This is a genomic window from Pseudovibrio sp. Alg231-02, from assembly GCF_900143565.1.
Taxonomy (GTDB): domain Bacteria; phylum Pseudomonadota; class Alphaproteobacteria; order Rhizobiales; family Stappiaceae; genus Pseudovibrio.
The window spans coordinates 19,160-35,246 of sequence record NZ_FREX01000012.1 but is presented as its reverse complement, the minus strand read 5'-3'; the positions used below and the strand labels follow the sequence as shown (position 1 = coordinate 35,246).

General features: G+C 52.1%; 11 protein-coding genes, 3 tRNA genes and 1 riboswitch. Of the genes, 6 read left to right on the top strand and 8 right to left on the bottom strand.

The annotated features are described in order from the left end of the window. Window positions 1-472: 472 nt before the first annotated feature. From DHN43_RS23640 to DHN43_RS23630, 3 genes are all read right to left on the bottom strand, one after another. Window positions 473-547, bottom strand: a tRNA-Asn gene (locus DHN43_RS23640). A 38-nt stretch (window positions 548-585) separates the two neighbouring features. Beyond that, window positions 586-660 (bottom strand) — tRNA-Asn (locus DHN43_RS23635). 39 nt (window positions 661-699) lie between these two features. Continuing rightward, window positions 700-774: transfer RNA gene (locus DHN43_RS23630), tRNA-Asn, on the bottom strand. A 260-nt stretch (window positions 775-1,034) separates the two neighbouring features. Next, window positions 1,035-1,243: riboswitch (cobalamin riboswitch) on the top strand. 136 nt (window positions 1,244-1,379) lie between these two features. Here DHN43_RS23630 and cobU point away from each other — a divergent pair. From cobU to DHN43_RS23605, 5 genes are read left to right on the top strand one after another with little or no spacing between them, the layout of a single operon-like run. After that, window positions 1,380-1,940 carry a bifunctional adenosylcobinamide kinase/adenosylcobinamide-phosphate guanylyltransferase gene (gene cobU / locus DHN43_RS23625; protein WP_108820289.1) on the top strand — a complete coding sequence of 187 codons (561 nt, stop codon included), beginning with the start codon at window positions 1,380-1,382 and terminating at the stop codon, window positions 1,938-1,940. Beyond that, entirely contained in the window at window positions 1,937-3,058 is a 1,122-nt protein-coding gene (cobW, locus tag DHN43_RS23620; RefSeq protein WP_108820288.1) for a cobalamin biosynthesis protein CobW, read from the top strand. The genes cobU and cobW overlap by 4 nt, the downstream gene beginning before the upstream one ends. Continuing rightward, the gene (gene cobN, locus DHN43_RS23615; RefSeq protein WP_108820287.1) at window positions 3,058-6,813 is read left to right on the top strand and encodes a cobaltochelatase subunit CobN; all 3,756 of its coding nucleotides are present in this window, start codon (window positions 3,058-3,060) and stop codon (window positions 6,811-6,813) included. Before cobW ends, cobN begins: the two co-directional genes overlap by 1 nt. Before the next feature lie 2 nt (window positions 6,814-6,815). Then, window positions 6,816-7,445 (top strand): cob(I)yrinic acid a,c-diamide adenosyltransferase, encoded by a 630-nt coding sequence (gene cobO / locus DHN43_RS23610; RefSeq protein ID WP_108820286.1) that lies wholly within the window; start codon window positions 6,816-6,818, stop codon window positions 7,443-7,445. Window positions 7,446-7,487: 42 nt separating this feature from the next. Next, window positions 7,488-8,930, top strand: a complete 1,443-nt coding sequence (locus DHN43_RS23605; protein WP_108820285.1) for a cobyric acid synthase — start codon at window positions 7,488-7,490, stop codon at window positions 8,928-8,930. Here DHN43_RS23605 and cbiB read toward each other — a convergent pair. The 4 genes from cbiB to DHN43_RS23585 form a co-directional block, all read right to left on the bottom strand. Beyond that, window positions 8,923-9,891: an adenosylcobinamide-phosphate synthase CbiB gene (cbiB, locus tag DHN43_RS23600; RefSeq protein ID WP_108820284.1), complete on the bottom strand. Its 969-nt coding sequence runs from the start codon at window positions 9,889-9,891 to the stop codon at window positions 8,923-8,925. The genes DHN43_RS23605 and cbiB overlap by 8 nt on opposite strands. After that, window positions 9,878-10,900, bottom strand: coding sequence for a threonine-phosphate decarboxylase CobD (gene cobD, locus DHN43_RS23595; protein ID WP_108820283.1), 1,023 nt, complete (start codon window positions 10,898-10,900; stop codon window positions 9,878-9,880). The genes cbiB and cobD overlap by 14 nt, the downstream gene beginning before the upstream one ends. A gap of 85 nt (window positions 10,901-10,985) precedes the next feature. After that, entirely contained in the window at window positions 10,986-12,155 is a 1,170-nt protein-coding gene (locus DHN43_RS23590) for an alkane 1-monooxygenase (RefSeq protein WP_108820282.1), read from the bottom strand. Window positions 12,156-12,274: 119 nt separating this feature from the next. Beyond that, on the bottom strand, window positions 12,275-13,117 hold the full coding sequence (locus DHN43_RS23585; RefSeq protein ID WP_108820281.1) for a hypothetical protein: 843 nt from the start codon (window positions 13,115-13,117) through the stop codon (window positions 12,275-12,277). A 180-nt stretch (window positions 13,118-13,297) separates the two neighbouring features. Here DHN43_RS23585 and DHN43_RS23580 point away from each other — a divergent pair, with 180 nt between their 5' ends. Beyond that, a complete protein-coding gene (locus DHN43_RS23580; protein WP_108820345.1) occupies window positions 13,298-14,281 on the top strand; it encodes a phytanoyl-CoA dioxygenase family protein in 984 nt (327 codons plus the stop codon). 256 nt (window positions 14,282-14,537) lie between these two features. On the opposite strand, the gene DHN43_RS23575 is transcribed toward DHN43_RS23580, so the two are convergent. Beyond that, window positions 14,538-15,914, bottom strand: coding sequence for an MBL fold metallo-hydrolase (locus DHN43_RS23575; RefSeq protein WP_108820280.1), 1,377 nt, complete (start codon window positions 15,912-15,914; stop codon window positions 14,538-14,540). Window positions 15,915-16,087: the final 173 nt, after the last annotated feature.

The following is a 16,087-nucleotide window of genomic DNA, read 5'->3' as shown; positions in this document are numbered from 1 at the left end:
AATTTGGATAGAACTGTGATGTAGGTCGCAGTTTGTGCATATGGCAAAAAAATCTAGTATTTTTCCGCATGAGCTAAGCTTTTGAAAGAACAGCGCTTCATTTTGGCCAATTTTTTGTGGGTGCCAAGGGCTGTCGGGCGGCATTTGGGCTCGTGGCTGATATGCACAGCTCTCCAGACTTATGAACTCCCTGAAAATTGAAGGAGCCAGAGCTGGGTCAGTGGGTGGCCATGTGCAGGATCAGGGTGAGTTTTAGCGCAAAATGGAACGCCTCCGCTTTTGTGCGGAAGAGAGTTCTACCCAAATGGACTTTATGTCTTCGGCCAGCGGCACTTGATAGTGCTGCGCCTTCGCTTCGCGTGAACATGGTTTTCTACCCATCATTTTTCTTGTTTTCTGGATAGACGCGCGCGCACGTGTTTTGTGAAGAGAAGAGGTGTTTAAGAAGAAGGGGAGGATAAAGAGAAAAGTATGGCTCCCCGGGCCGGATTCGAACCAGCGACCAAGCGGTTAACAGCCGCTTGCTCTACCACTGAGCTACCGGGGATCATACTATGTTGCCATTGGCGGCGATCGATAAAGAAGTGGCTCCCCGGGCCGGATTCGAACCAGCGACCAAGCGGTTAACAGCCGCTTGCTCTACCACTGAGCTACCGGGGATCACGATGATCTTGCCGTATGGCTGCAAACGAAAAAGGATGGCTCCCCGGGCCGGATTCGAACCAGCGACCAAGCGGTTAACAGCCGCTTGCTCTACCACTGAGCTACCGGGGATCATGACACCCTTGCGAGTTTGCCTCGCCGTTTGCGTGAGGAGGCTTTTACAGAGGCATGTTGTGTTTGCCAAGTCGTTTTTTGCGTATTTTTCGATTTGTGGACAGTTTCTCTATTTTTTTATTGAGATATCCAAGGGGGTTAGCCAGAAATCTCCAAAAACCGCGGATTTTGCGGGTTTGATTTTCCGGTGATGTTGGAATCCTCACAAAGACAATTGACAGGAGAGCTGATTGCGCCCCACACTTAAGGCCAGAACTCCAGTTTCTTTTTGTTCCGGCTCAGGCTTTGGAATGACAAGATTAAACGGGAATGCGGTTCCATATATTATGGAGACAAGCCGCAGCTGCCCCCGCAACTGTGAGCGGTGAGACCTTAGCGAAAATCCCACTGGCCTTTTAAGGGCTGGGAAGGGGCTATGGTCGGTTGAGCCGCAAGCCAGGAGACCGGCTGGAGATATGATTTGACATAGGACTGCTGTCGGGTGGACGGCGAGAGGTGCTCATGACGCATATTTTCCTGTCTCCGTGCGAGACAGTTGCTGTACTTTCATATTCTTTGATTGAAGCCCCGGCTTCTTTGCGCTTGCTGACCAGCTAACCCAGATGGCTGAACAGAGAGGCGACCTTCGTGTTCGCCATTGCTTGGTTACGGGTGGAGCTCGTTCCGGGAAAAGCGCATATGCGGAAAAGCTGGTTATAAGCAGCGGGCGACGCCCGACTTATATTGCGACAGGACAGGCCTTTGACGGTGAAATGGAGGAGCGCATCGCGCATCATAAGATGCAGCGCGGCGACCTTTGGGACACAGTTGAGGAGCCGCTGGAGCTTGTGCGCGTGCTGGAAACGCATGCCAGCAGCGATCGTGCGATCCTCGTTGATTGTCTGACGCTTTGGCTTTCCAACCTTATGCACGGGTCGCGGGACTGGACCGTGGAGCTTGAGCGGCTTGAGGCGGTTCTTAGCTCTTTGCCATGCCCCGTTGTGTTTGTTGGCAATGAAGTGGGCATGGGCATTGTGCCTGAAAACGCCATGGCCCGCGCCTTTCGAGATGAAGCTGGCCGCCTGAACCAGCGTATCGCCGACCTCTGCCATTTTGTGATGTTTGTGGCTGCTGGACAGCCTTTGCAGCTGAAGCCTGCTGTTTTTCCGGAGATTTCCCTATGACTGTTTCTTTTGCTGCGCCTTCTAAAAAAATCCCTGCTGTCATTATCACTGGTTTTCTGGGGGCCGGAAAAACAACGCTGGTACGCAACCTGCTAATGAAGGCACAGAACAAGCGCATTGCGCTGATCGTCAATGAGTTCGGCGAGATGGGCTTTGATGGCTCACTGGTGAATGGCTGTGCTGACCCGGACTGTTCTGCTGATGAAGTGGTGGAGCTGGCCAATGGCTGCATTTGTTGCACGGTAGCTGATGATTTTCTGCCAACCATGGAAATGTTGCTGGAGCGCGAGCAGGTGCCGGATGTGGTTGTGATTGAAACCTCTGGCCTTGCCCTGCCACAGCCGTTGGTGCGGGCGTTCAACTGGCCTTCTGTCAAGCCGCGCGTGACCGTTGACAGTGTGGTGACCGTGGTAGACGCACCGGCTGTTGCTGCTGGCAAAGTGGCCTGCGATGAAGAGGCCGTTGCTGCGCAGCGGGCAGCGGATGATGCGATGGACCATGAAAGCCCGGTGGAAGAGCTGTTTGCTGATCAGTTGACCTGTGCTGACCTTGTTGTGCTTTCCAAAGCTGATCTTTTGACTGAAGCAGAGCTGGCGGCGGTGAAGCAGACGATCCGTGGTCGTGTTCGCGATGGGGTTGAGATTGTTGCTGCCTCTCATGGCGAGCTGGCGCTGGATGTTCTGCTTGGGCGGGATGCTGGTGCAGAAGATGATATGGACTTGCGTCTTTCTCACCATGAAGCGCAGCATGCTCACGACCACGACCACGACCACGACCACGACCACGACCACGACCACGACCACCATCATCATCACGATCATTCTCATGATGATTTTGAGAGTTTTGTACTGCCAACCCGCCGGTTTGCCTCAATTGACGAGGTGAAGGCACAGGTGGAAGCGGCCATGAAGGTTTCTGGTGTGTTGCGCATTAAGGGCAGTGTGGTGGTTGAGGGCAAAACCGCGCCGGTGCTGGTGCAGGCGGTTGGGCCGCGTGTGGAGGCCTGGTTTGCGGCTGGCAGTGAAAGCCACTCCAAACTTGTTGTGATCGGCCTTGCGGGGCTGGACAAGCACAGTGTGCAGGCTGCGCTGAGTGAATTTGAGTTGGTTCAGGCCTGATGCACGTACTTGTCGGACAGTCACGTCGATTGGATGATGGTGAAGAGGCTGTCGACCTTGAGCAGGCGCCTGCGGATGTTGTGTTTTTGAGTGCAGCAGACACAGAGCTTGCCGGGCTTGCGGCGGCGCATGCCCAGCATGAGGGCTACTCTCTTCGGCTTGCCAGTTTTCTGGCGCTGTCGCATCCGTACTCTGTTGATCTTTATGTTGAGCAGACCATTCAGGCTTCCAAGCTTGTTGTGGTGCGCCTTTTAGGCGGTGTTGAATACTGGCGTTACGGCGTTGAGCGGCTGGAAGCGGCTGCCCGCGCTGACGGGGTGAAGCTGGTTCTGCTGCCCGGTGATGACAAGTGGGATGAAGAGCTGGCGAAGCGTTCCACTGTGCCGCTTGAGAGCGCGCACATGTTGTGGCGCTATCTGATTGAGGGCGGGGCGGAGAACCTTTCTAACGCTTTGCTTTATGCCGCGCAGAGTGCCGAGTTGCCTGTTGAGACACCATCGGAGCCAATGGCGTTGCCGCGGGCCGGGCTGGTGCTGCAAGGGCATTCGCTTCCTTCCTTAGATGATGTGCGGGCGAGCTGGAAAGACCCAAGCCGTCCGGTCGCGGCCATTGTGTTTTATCGGGCGCTGTACCAGAGCGGTGCAATCGAGCCAGTGCAGGCATTATGCCATGCGCTTGAGGCGCAGGGGATAAACCCGCTGGTGCTTTATGTGGCGAGCCTGAAAACTGCGGAATGCGCTGGTGTTGTTTCCAGTGTGTTTGAGCAGTGCCCGCCAGACGTGGTTTTGAATGCCACAGCCTTTGCTTTGTCGAGTGCCGGTGCTGTTCATTCCGGCACTGTGCTGGACAACCCAGGTGCATGTGTTCTGCAGATCGTTCTGTCGTCTTCCTCGGAAGAAGGCTGGGCGGAGAGTGATCAGGGCTTATCCCCGCGTGACCTTGCCATGCATGTGGTGCTTCCTGAAATTGATGGTCGTCTTTTGACGCGGGCGATCTCGTTTAAGGAAGAAGGCGGGCGTGATGTCAGGACCCAATGTTCGCTTGTTCGTTTTGTGCCAAAACCGGACCGGATTGAGTTTGTGGCAGCGCTGGCGGCCAATTGGGCGCGGCTGAAACACAAAAACGCAAATCAACGCAAAGTCGGCATAGTGCTCGCAAACTATCCTAACAAGGATGGGCGTATAGCAAACGGGGTTGGGCTGGACACGCCTGCCTCTTGCGCGCACCTTCTTTTAGCCATGAAAACAGAAGGTTATGGGGTTGCTGAGAATGCGCCGAAATCTTCTGAGGCGTTGATAGACGACCTGCTGGCTGGCCCCACCAACTCCCTTAGGAACGCAAACCAACGCAAAGGCGGGGAAGTGTTTGCGCTTGCTCGTTATAAGCAGTTGTTTTCTCAGCTGCCTTTGGCTGTGCGTGAGGGGATTGAGGAACGCTGGGGTGCGCCGGAGGACGATCCGCATATTGTGGACGGCTGTTTCCAGCTGGCGCTGAAGACTTATGGCAATGTCACTGTCGGTATTCAGCCTGCACGCGGCTATAATATTGATCCGAAAGAGACTTATCACGATCCGGCGCTTGTTCCGCCGCATCATTACCTTGCCTGGTACATGTGGCTGCGTGACAGCTTTGAGGCGGACGCACTTATCCACCTTGGCAAACATGGAAATCTGGAATGGCTCCCCGGAAAAGCTCTCGCTTTATCAGAGGCTTGCTATCCGGAAGCCGTGATTGGACCTGTACCGAATATCTATCCTTTCATCGTCAACGACCCCGGAGAGGGATCGCAGGCAAAACGGCGGTTATCCTCGGTGATCATCGATCATCTTACCCCTCCGCTGGCCCGCGCCGAGAGCCACGGCTCCGCGCTGGAGCTGGAAGCGTTGCTGGATGAATATTACATTGCTGCCGGGGTAGACCATCGCCGCCTGAAAGCGCTTGGAAAAGAGATACTTGGCGTTGCTGCGCGTGAAGGCATGGACAAGGATATCGGTCTCACATCGCAGATGGATGAGGACACGCGTTTGGCGCGGCTCGATGCCTACTTGTGTGACCTGAAGGAGTTACAAATCCGCGATGGCTTGCACATTCTGGGGCAGTCGCCAACTGGAGAGCAGCGGGCCGAATTGCTGGTGGTTTTGCTGCGCGTACCGCGTGGTGAAAAGCCTCACGAGAACAGTCTGTTACGCGCACTTGCTGAGGATTTGAATCTGGTGGAGTTTGATCCACTGGATTGTGCCTTTGAGCAGGCGTGGGCTGGTGAACGGCCTGTGCTTTTGCAGGAGCTTGTTGACGCGCCGTGGCGCAGCTGCGGGGATACGGTTGAGCGGCTGGAAGCGCTGGCATTGGCGTATGTCTCAGGTGAGCTGACGGTTCCAGCTAGATTTACAGCGACTTGTGCTGTGTTGGAGGCGCTGGAGCAAGAGATTGCGCGCTCAGTTGATGCCTCTGGCGCTGCTGAGGTGGATGGGGTGTTATCCTCTCTGGCTGGGAGATTTGTCCCCCCCGGACCGTCGGGTGCGCCGTCGCGTGGTCGCCCTGATGTGCTGCCAACCGGGCGTAACTTTTATTCTGTTGACGTTCGCTCCGTTCCTACAAAGGTCGCCTGGAAGTTGGGTGAGAGAAGCGCTAGCGCGTTGATTATGCGTCATTTTCAGGAACATGGCGAGTGGCTGCAATGCATCGCCATGAGTTGCTGGGGAACCGCAAATATGCGCACCGGCGGGGATGATATTGCACAGGCGCTGGCTCTGATTGGGGCTCGCCCTGTTTGGGAAGACACCTCTGGCCGCGTGACAGGTTTTGAAATTGTTCCGCTTTCCGAGCTTCAACGCCCTCGTGTTGACGTAACCCTCAGAATTTCTGGCTTTTTTCGAGATGCGTTCCCACAACTCATACATTTGTTTGACGCTGCAATTGCTGCGATTTGCGATCTTGATGAGCCTGATGATGCCAATCCTCTGGCGGCGCGGTACCAAACTGAGCTTGGGGAATTACTGGCTAAGGGTGTTGAAGAAGGACAGGCGCGAAAGCGGTCTTCCACCCGGATTTTCGGCAGTAAACCAGGGGCTTACGGCGCTGGCCTGCAGGCACTGATTGATGAGAAACTGTGGGATAAACGCGCGGATTTTGCGGAGAGTTTCCTGGAATGGGGCGGCTATGCCTATGGCCGTTCGCAAGAAGGCGAGCAAGCCAGGGATGATCTGGTCACCCGGCTCATTCATGCTGATGCAGTGGTTCACAATCAGGATAACCGGGAACACGATCTCCTTGATTCTGATGACTATTATCAGTTTGAGGGCGGTCTGGCCGCAACTGTTGAAACGCTCAAAGGCGATGCTCCGCACGTCTACCACAACGACCATTCGCGGCCCGAACGCCCAGTCATTCGCACGCTTTCTGAGGAAATTGGGCGGGTTGTCAGGGGAAGAGCTGCCAATCCAAAATGGATCGCAGGTGTGATGCGCCACGGGTATAAAGGTGCTTTTGAGATGGCGGCGACAGTTGACTATCTCTTTGCTTTTGGAGCGACGACCAACGCTGTTTCGCACCATCATTTTGATCAGCTCTATGATGCATATCTTTATGATGATGAGGTGCGGGACTTTATTGCAGAGAAGAATTCTGCAGCGCTTTTGGAAATGACAGAGCGATTTTTAGAGATCATTCAACGAGATATGTGGGTGCCGAAACGAAACAGCGCCTTTGAGGACTTAATGGAGCTGCGACGCGCGCTCATGGATGGAGGGGAATAAGAATGGTTACCAAGGCTGACATGAGTGAAGAAGATCTGGACGCTCGCCACGCTGAAAAGATGCGTAAGAAGAAGGCTGCGCGCGATAAGATTATGGCGACTAAGACCATCGAGAAGGGACTGCTGATCGTCCATACCGGCAAGGGGAAAGGCAAGTCCACCGCTGGTTTCGGCATGATTTTCCGCAGCCTCGGTCACGGCCATAAAGTGGCTGTTGTACAGTTCGTGAAAGGTCGCCTGGAGACTGGCGAACGCATGGCATTGGATCGCTTCTCCGATCTCGTCACCATCAAACGCATGGGCGAAGGCTTTACATGGGAGACACAAGATCGTCAGCGCGATATCACAGCTGCACACGCTGCCTGGGATGCGGCAAAGGAGCTGATCAGCTCTCGCGAGCATAAGATGGTTTTGTTGGATGAGCTGAACATCGTGCTGCGTTATGAATACATTCCGCTTGAGGATGTCGTGTCCTTCCTTCGTGAAGAAAAACCTGATGATGTTCATGTGGTTATCACAGGTCGCAATGCCAAGGACGAGTTGATTGAGATTGCTGATCTTGTGACTGAGATGGGCCAGATTAAGCATCCGTTCCGCTCTGGTGTGAAGCCGCAGGAAGGCATTGAGTTTTAAGTTGTGACGTCATCCGTTTCACAGAAAAGAAAGCCAGCCCTGATGATACAGGGCACTGGCTCTAACGTTGGTAAGAGTGTGCTTGTTGCTGGACTGGCGCGTGCTTTCACGCGCCGTGGTCTTTCTGTTCAGCCGTTCAAACCGCAGAACATGTCCAACAATGCTGCTGTCACGGCTGACGGCGGTGAGATTGGGCGGGCTCAAGCCTTACAGGCACGAGGTGCAAATGTTGCGTTGAGTGTGCATATGAACCCTGTGCTGCTGAAACCTGAAAGTGACAGCGGGTCTCAGGTGATTGTGCAGGGCAAACGGTTTGGTACGTTGCGCGGGGCGGAGTTTGGTCGGCAAAAAGGCACGCTTATCCAGTACGTTATGGAGAGTTTTGCTGAAGTTGAGTCAATGGCTGATCTGGTTCTGGTCGAGGGAGCCGGCTCGCCGGCTGAGATCAACTTGCGCTCCGGTGACATTGCCAATATGGGCTTTGCCGAGGCAGCAGATGTACCGGTTGTACTGTGTGGAGATATCGACCGCGGCGGCGTCATTGCCTCGCTGGTCGGAACGCATGCTGTGCTGGAGAGTGGTGAAGTAAACCGCATAAAGTCGTTTTTGATCAATAAGTTTAGGGGCGAACCCTCACTGTTTGATTCAGGTGTAACGGCTATTGAGGACAAAACCGGATGGCCCTGCAATGGCGTGGTGCCGTGGTTTGCGCAAGTGATGGACCTGCCCGCAGAAGATGCGCTGGACCTGTCTGAGAGTACCAGTCGCGGTAAGTTGAAGGTTGTAGTTCCCGTCATCAGTCGAATTGCGAATTTTGATGATCTTGACCCACTGCGCATGGAAGCGGATGTTTCGCTGGAGTTTGTGCTCCCGGGTGAGGTGCTGCCAGCTGATGCGGATGTGGTTTTGCTGCCGGGGACCAAGTCCACCATCGGTGATCTTGCCTTCTTCCGCGCTCAGGGGTGGGACATCGACCTTCTTGCACATGTGCGCCGTGGTGGGCAGGTGCTTGGTATCTGTGGTGGTTATCAGATTCTTGGCAAAACTATCGCGGATCCTGAAGGTATTGAAGGTGATGCTGGCACCGTTGACGGGCTTGGTTTGCTGGATGTTGAAACGGTTTTGACAGCCCATAAGGAAACAACTGAGAAGACCGGGTTGCATGTCCCGAGTGGTGAGAGTATCACAGGCTATGAGATCCATGTGGGGCGAACGTCTGGCCCGGATTGTGAACGTCCCTTTGTTGACCTTGGAGACAATGTGGATGGTGCGGTCTCGAAAAATGGCCAGATTTCAGGGTGTTATATGCATGGCATCTTTGGCTCAGATGCGTTTCGCGCGGCATTCCTGAAAGGGTTTGGGGCTGTTTCTCAATTGGGATACGAGCATCGTGTTGAACGGGCGCTGGATGCGCTGGCTGATCATCTGGAGCAGCATCTTGATCTGGATGAGCTTTGGGAAATTGCTCAAAGCCGCATTAGATAACTAAGATTGCTGCGATCAGGAGTGCTAGGAGGGCGCTGGAAATTGCCATTAGTTTCAGTGCACCATCAATATCATCTGCATCCGCTATTTTGCGGCCTTTTGCGTTCATGAAGGGATCTTCAACACGGTATTCAGCATACTGGCGTGGGCCGGCAAGTGCTACACCGAGCGCCCCTGCCATGGCAGCCTCGGGCCAGCCTGCATTGGGTGAGCGGTGATTTTTGGCTTCCCTGTGAATGGTGGAGAGTGCTGTTTTATAGGCTCTACCGGAAATGAGTGCTGCGAGCACGATCAGCAGACCGGATAGGCGAGAGGCTGGTAGATTGATCAAGTCGTCAAACCGTGCTGAGGCCCAACCAAAGTCTTCATAGGCTTCGTTTTTATGGCCGATCATGCTGTCAGCTGTGTTGACGGCTTTGTAAATGAACAGCCCTGGTAGACCGAGCACGGCAAACCAGAAGATGGGTGCAACAACACCATCTGAAAAGTTCTCCGAGCATGATTCAATTGCTGCTCTGCTGACGCCAGCTTCATCCAAATACTCAGGATTACGGCCAACGATCATGGAGACTTGCTTGCGTGCCTCGGTAAGGCCGGAGTTTCGCAGGGCATCTCGCACTCTTGCCACGTGTTGGTAGAGGCTTTTTTGTGCAATTAAGGTCATGCCGATCAGCGCGACCAGAATGCTACCAAATGGCAAAAAATCGAGCAGATACTGGAGTACCAGTCCGGCAAAACCAGCGCTGCTGATCAACAAGGCAAGCGTTAGAATGCCATTGGTTTTACGAGCTGAGCGTTGGTATTCCGGTTTGTTGTAGGTGTGATCCATATAGGAGATCAGCTTGCCAATCAGAGTGACTGGATGTGGCAGTCTAGACCACAGCCAGTCCGGGTCACCAATCACGGCGTCGAGACAAATGGCAAGCAGAACGATCCAGAGCGTGTTTTCAAAGAGCAGCATGATTTTCGACCGTCTGTACTGCGCTCTTGAATGCTAGCATGAACCGCTGCCGGGCGGATTTAGATGCAGGCAAACCAAGGCGCAACCAGCTTTCGCTGTAATTGAACACGCGTGTCCAGATTTTCTCTTTCGCCAGTGCTGTGTGGAGCTGGTGAGCAGAAGGATGATCAATCAACAGATAGAGATTGGTGTGGCCTATGACTGATGTACCATGGTCTTGAAATGTCGCCCTGAAGATGTCCATCTCCGTCTTCAAAAACGCCCGCATTTCGTCTTGCCAGTTTATATCCGACAGAGCGGCGCAGCCAACATCCAATGCGGGGCCGGAGACCGCCCAACTGCCCAACTGGTTCTGTAGTTTTGTTGTGATTGCTTTGGGACCAACAAGAAACCCTAGGCGCAAACCTGCGAGGCCGAAGAACTTGCCGAAGCTACGCAGGACCAGAATTGGAAGGTCACTAAGCTCAGGAATGATCGAGGTTTCTGGATAAAGATCCATGTAAGCTTCATCGATGATCAGATAGCCGCTGCCTTCTTTCCTCTTAACTGCAAGTTCCAAAAGTTCGGTTTTTGAGAAAAGATGACCATCCGGATTATTTGGGTTCACAATCAAGAGGTGATCAGTCGCAGCGGTTTGGGCTTCTTGAGCGGAAATGCATTGGACGGTTGCACCAGCTGCTCTCCAGCTTTCTTCGTGGGAAGCATAAGTTGGACCGACAATTGCGATTGAAGAACTGGCGCCCAGTAGATGCGGAAGTGCGGTGATGATTGCTTGCGTGCCGGGTGTTGCTGTGATGCCTGAGTGCGGCGCGACCTGATAAGCCTTTCGTGCAGCTGCAATCAGCGCGACTTCGGCTCTTTCGCTTGGCAGCTCTGCCAGACCGCGGAACGTGATGTGTTCTGCTGCTGGATAGGCAACAGGATTGATGCCGGTGGAAAGGTCCAGCCAGTCGCTGATCTCGCCGCCAAACTCAGCAATTGCCTTTGAAAGATCGCCACCATGTTGCATTGGTCTAACCCCGCTTCAAAACTTGATCCTGTTTTAGCGGGGCGACTGTGTGATTGCCATGAAATGCAGTGGTATTCTGCGTGTTTCAACAGATGTTCGGCGCAGAGAATGCAACAGGCTCATACCCATCAACGCGATTGACCTTGTTGATGTCTCCGCCAGCCCATTCCAGAACTTTTGGGTCCATTGTTTTGAACCACAGTGAGGGGATGGCCGCCAATGCAAAGCAACCGGGGTATCCACTTGGAAGGCTGGGTAAGTCCGGGAAATTTCGCAGGGTTTGATAGGGGCGCAGCGGGTTGGCGTGGTGGTCTGAATGGCGCTGCAGGTGGAATGTGCTCAGGTTTGAGAAGATGTGGTTTGTGTTCCATGAGTGGCGTGGCTGGCAGCGCTCGTATTTGCCATTCTTGTCCTTTTGGCGCAGAAGTCCATAGTGCTCCACATAGTTTGCCTGCGTCAGGCCATACCATGCGACTACGCTTTGAATAGCCAGCAACAACAGAACCTTCCAGCCGAACAGAGCAGTGCAAATGGCAAATACAATCAATGTGATGGCATAGCCTTGTAAAATATCGTTCTTTACCGAGAAGGTGCTGAGGCCTTTCTTGTGCAAGCGTTCCTTTTCGTTTTGCCAGCCTCTGACGAACGCGCCGGGAATTTCGCGCCAAGCAAAGGCGTAGATGCTTTCTCCCATGCGGGAGCTGGCGGGATCTTCCGGCGTTGCCACATACACGTGGTGGCCGCGATTGTGCTCAATGCAAAAATGACCGTAGCCGACGACTGCGAGGGCAAACTTGGCCAGTAATTGATCTGTCTTGTTGGTTTTGTGGCCGAGTTCATGGGCAAGCATGATGGTGCCAGAGCCGAACAAGCCTTTGCCAAAGGCAAACAGAGCAATCAGCCAAAGAGGGAGGTCATAGGTGCCAACAAGCCATACGCCTGCAAAAAGGTTGATCCACGAATATGGAACCAGCCAGCGCACAAGCCGGCTGTAATAAGGATCTTCTGCCATTTGGATCAACACATCATCAGGCGGATTATACGGGTCTTCGCCGATCAGAGCGTCCAGACCGGGAATGACGATGAAGAAGTAAACGAGGGGAATGAACAGAGTTGCTGTGACGTGCGTGTAGGCATAAAGCGCGACTGTGATGAGCGTGACACTGCTGCTGGCATAAGCAATCAGCCAGTAATATCGCTTTGCGTCCCTGAATGTTTTGAGTGTGCCCGTCTCATCCTGCGTTTTGAAAACCATCGCTCCCTCCCAGATGCTTGGTTTACCTAAGGGTAATCTAGCAGCTATTTAGGTCAAGTGAAACTCTGTTGTTTCGGGGTGTTTGTTCTGCATGCAACAACAAAGGGCTGCTCATTCGCTCATGAGGCAGGTTCTTTTTCGGTTTCCGGTGCGAGGATGCCTTCCATCGGCAAGGTTTTAACCCATGTTTTGTAACGCTTTTCCAGCTCGTCATAGTTCTCTTCGCACCCTGTTCTGAAATCGGGGAAACTGGGGCCGCGTGTCCAGGCGCCCCGTTCTGATCCCTTCAACATCCAGCCATTGCCGGAATGAAGGAAGAGCGTTGTGCTGAGGTTGAGGGCCTTGAACAGTTTGCGCGTAACCACGCCATGCTTTTGCAGAAGAATATCAAGCTTGATGGCTTTGATTTTCCACGGTGTCAGCTTGATAGGCGAGGGCTTGCCAGCTGCAACAATAGGAATGATTTCAGGGAGTTCCAGTCGCTCGGTGGGATAGAACTCTTTGAAGTTTCCTGCCGGGGATGCGCGATCCGGATTGGGGAGTTTGGGCCGATACCAACTGACGGTACTTGGGCTTTTAGAGGTTTCGCTTTCAATCTCAATGATCTGCAGAGACAGGATGTTGCAAACCGGTTGAAAGTCGAGATTGGAGCCTTTTGGAATCAGGATTGCTCGGCAATCCGGCCCGGGTTTGTCGCAGTGATAGGCGGTTTCTGCAGATTGAGAGATGACTTTTGCGTTGAGGCGCAACTTGGCCTCGATGCCAACCTGAAACCCATCTTTCTTCCTGACAAGCAGAATATCCCAGTTGCCCCACTCCGGGTAAGCGACCCACTCTTCAGGAAGCTTGTTGATGAAATGGGTGCACATGTCGCTTTCGGAGGCAAACTCGGCTTTGCGACGTCTTTTTTTGTGGCGTTTGGGAGTTGAGCGCTTAGTCGGTTGATCAAGTGTATCGCTCATCGAAAATTGCCCTTTAAATCATCAGTGCTGCAATAGCCTGCTTGATGAGTTTAAATGGCAAATGGACACAGGAATACGTAGTGTGTTTGTTATTGCACAGGTTCTGGCGGTTTTGTCAGCGGAGTGGGGGCTCGTGTGTTGCGAATTTTAAAAAGTCCTATCTGGGCTCTTGATGCTTTGATGGGTCAAAAGTCATTTAAGAAAAATCCGATTATCGGAAGTCGCTGGTTAAATGAGCGTGGGTTTTATCTAAAGCGTGTGGCGTGGGCTGAAAAAATGGCTGCACTGCGCCGCCGTCAGATGGTGCGCTTTCTGCCAGAGGAAGATAAAGCGTTCTTTCATCGTAATGGATACGTGGTGAAAGAGAATTTCCTCTCCAAAGATATTTTTGCGCAAGTTCAGGATGAGATTGCCACCAATGCGTTTGCCGCAAGTGAAATGCGGCAGGGGAAAACGGTGACGCGGTTCATTGGGTTGCCACCTTCGGTGCTGAAAGACCTACCGGGTTTGAGCAGGGCAGTTCGCGACCCCTATTTGCAAAATGCGATGCGCTATGTGGCGTCTTACAATGCGGATCCCATTGTGTTTTTGCATGCCGTTTTGTGGGATTTGGAAAAAACGAGGAAAGACCCGCAAACTGATTTTCATATGGATACATTCCACGCCACATCGAAAGCGTGGTTGTTTTTGCGCGATGTTGATGTTGCTGATGGACCTTTTCATTACGTGCCGGGGTCTCATCGTTATACGCCGGAGCGGACTGCCTGGGAGTTTGAACAGAGCTTGAATGCGGCGCAGCACCCAGATGGCATGCATGCTGCGGGTTCTTTTCGAGCCAGTGAGGAAGAAATTTTGAGGATGGGATATGGTAAACCCGTCTGCTTTGATGTGCCGGCAAACTCACTGGTGATTGCTGATACACATGGGTTCCACCGCCGGGGGATTGCAACGCGCCCTGGTGCTCGTGTCGGCCTGTTCGCAGATTTGCGCCGTTCGCCCTACTTTCCATGGTCTGGATTGGACCTGCGCTCACTGCCGGGTGTGAAAGGGCGGCAGTCAGAGATCTATACGGGTTATCTGAGTTTCAGGAGCAAGTTGACAGGAAAACCGAGCCATCACCGGGAGGTTGGCCGCGTAAAAATAGAGGCGCCGCCAGTGCTCTGAAACGTGAGGCAGGACTGATTGCAAGGCGCAATTCTTCTGCACCCCAAAGGCGAAAAGGTTTTTACTATCAATGTAAAGGAAGAAAAATGGAGGCCTCTGCCGAACAGTCATTTGTTCGGTTAGTCAATGGTTTGAGGGAAAGTGGGATGTTTTTCATATAGAGCGAATTCAACCACTTAAAAAGTCAAGGTGTCCCACTTTTTGAACTCTTTCCAGCGATGTGTTTTGAGCCGTTGTCCCCAAGGGTATTTCGTTGTTAATCCGGAAATTCTATCCATAGGTTTTCGATGAATTTTGAACCTTTATCACCATTAACAAAATAGATTCGATTATGGCGGTTGTTGAGCAATTTGATAACATCGATATCTGGATGACCGTAGCTCTCCGGATGGGCGGAAATTATCCAATTAGTTGCAGGGATTGTACTAATTGTGCCATTGCATGAGTTTTTCTTTGATCCATGATGAGGAACAGTTGCTGTCAGAATCTTATCTACACGGTGTGAAAAGTGCTTCTTAAGATCATCGCACTTTATAGATGTCGATAAATCGGCGTCCCCCGTGCCCAGCCATGATACTCCCGAACGAGTGTCTCGGCCCAGCCATGATACTCCCGAACGAGTGTCTCGGCCCAGCCGTGAGCAAAGAGGACAATCGCATCTGCATGTGTGGTTTTTGCTATATCCGCTTGTAGTGAAAGAACTCTTAGGTCCAGAGTAAAGCATTAGTGATGAAGGGTTTAGGTCTTTGTTGGTGTCCTTGTAGGCTGCTTTTAACTCTTTGAAATAGGGCAATAGCTTCTTAACGTTTTCGCCTTTATTGAGATGATCATTGAAAGAGGTTTGGTTGACGATTGACGAATCTATGTTGCGCGCATTTCCGCCTAGTCTACTGTAAAGATTTTTTAAAAACTTGTTCAATTTATTGGCTTCTTCTCTTTCTAGGTATGTAGCAAAACTCCAGAACACCTTGTTGCTAATATTAAGTCGGAATGAATGTTGGTCATCGATGACGTGTGACGGCGCGCCGCCTGTCATCTCCTCAAGGCTCATTTTTCCATTTGGGGTTATGACTTGCATGTTACCTTCGGCGCTAGATGTGATATCTTCGGATGCGCCTTCGTCTATCTCTGGCGAACCTTTATCGGCTTCAGGTGGTACTGATGGACCCTCAACAGGTTTCACCACCAGAATATTGGTAATGTTGCTATCTAAGGCCTGTAATGTTGGGATAGGGTCCAAAATGAAGTCGGTTTCAAATCCTGTCTCTTTTCCCTCTTCGCTATCTGCTACTGAGGCTAGTGCCAGTATGACTTGTGCTGGACTGAGATGAGGAATTAGCAGCGTTTCGACATTTATCGTCTTATTCTCAAGGAGCTTCTTGATCCCGCTGATATGATCCTTGTGGAAATGGGAAATAACAAGCAAGTCAATTTTCTCAGTACGAGGAATTGATTTCTTATAGTCTTTGATTTGTCCTTCTAGAAATGTTGAATAAGCTTGGTGTGACCCGCAATCATAAACCAGTCGAAATGTCTGGATTTTCTTATTAGATGGATTTTTCCATACGATTTCAGACGAATGGAATAAGCCCTGTCCAACGGGGTGCTGAGTGCGTCTAATGAAAACTTCCATAATATCACCAAATATAAATTATCTTTCGATGTTGTATGGTTGTTTTATTATTTTAATTCAAGTTTTAGTTGTAACTATTAGCGGCTCATAGGACTGTTGTACGCGTTTGTTGTTGGTAGGTTTTAAGCGAAAGTGGGGCTGGGTCCCCAGGGCGAAAAATTAATGACTTAGCA

Bases quoted from the DNA above. Each gene is read 5' to 3' on its own strand.
- cobU (WP_108820289.1), top strand. From the start codon at position 1,380: ATGGCTGAACAGAGAGGCGACCTTCGTGTTCGCCATTGCTTGGTTACG.
- cobN (WP_108820287.1), top strand. From the start codon at position 3,058: ATGCACGTACTTGTCGGACAGTCACGTCGATTGGATGATGGTGAAGAG.
- DHN43_RS23580 (WP_108820345.1), top strand. From the start codon at position 13,298: ATGGGTCAAAAGTCATTTAAGAAAAATCCGATTATCGGAAGTCGCTGG.
- cobD (WP_108820283.1), bottom strand. From the start codon at position 10,900: ATGCAACATGGTGGCGATCTTTCAAAGGCAATTGCTGAGTTTGGCGGC.
- cobO (WP_108820286.1), top strand. From the start codon at position 6,816: ATGGTTACCAAGGCTGACATGAGTGAAGAAGATCTGGACGCTCGCCAC.
- DHN43_RS23590 (WP_108820282.1), bottom strand. From the start codon at position 12,155: ATGGTTTTCAAAACGCAGGATGAGACGGGCACACTCAAAACATTCAGG.
- cobW (WP_108820288.1), top strand. From the start codon at position 1,937: ATGACTGTTTCTTTTGCTGCGCCTTCTAAAAAAATCCCTGCTGTCATT.
- DHN43_RS23585 (WP_108820281.1), bottom strand. From the start codon at position 13,117: ATGAGCGATACACTTGATCAACCGACTAAGCGCTCAACTCCCAAACGC.
- DHN43_RS23605 (WP_108820285.1), top strand. From the start codon at position 7,488: ATGATACAGGGCACTGGCTCTAACGTTGGTAAGAGTGTGCTTGTTGCT.
- DHN43_RS23575 (WP_108820280.1), bottom strand. From the start codon at position 15,914: ATGGAAGTTTTCATTAGACGCACTCAGCACCCCGTTGGACAGGGCTTA.
- cbiB (WP_108820284.1), bottom strand. From the start codon at position 9,891: ATGCTGCTCTTTGAAAACACGCTCTGGATCGTTCTGCTTGCCATTTGT.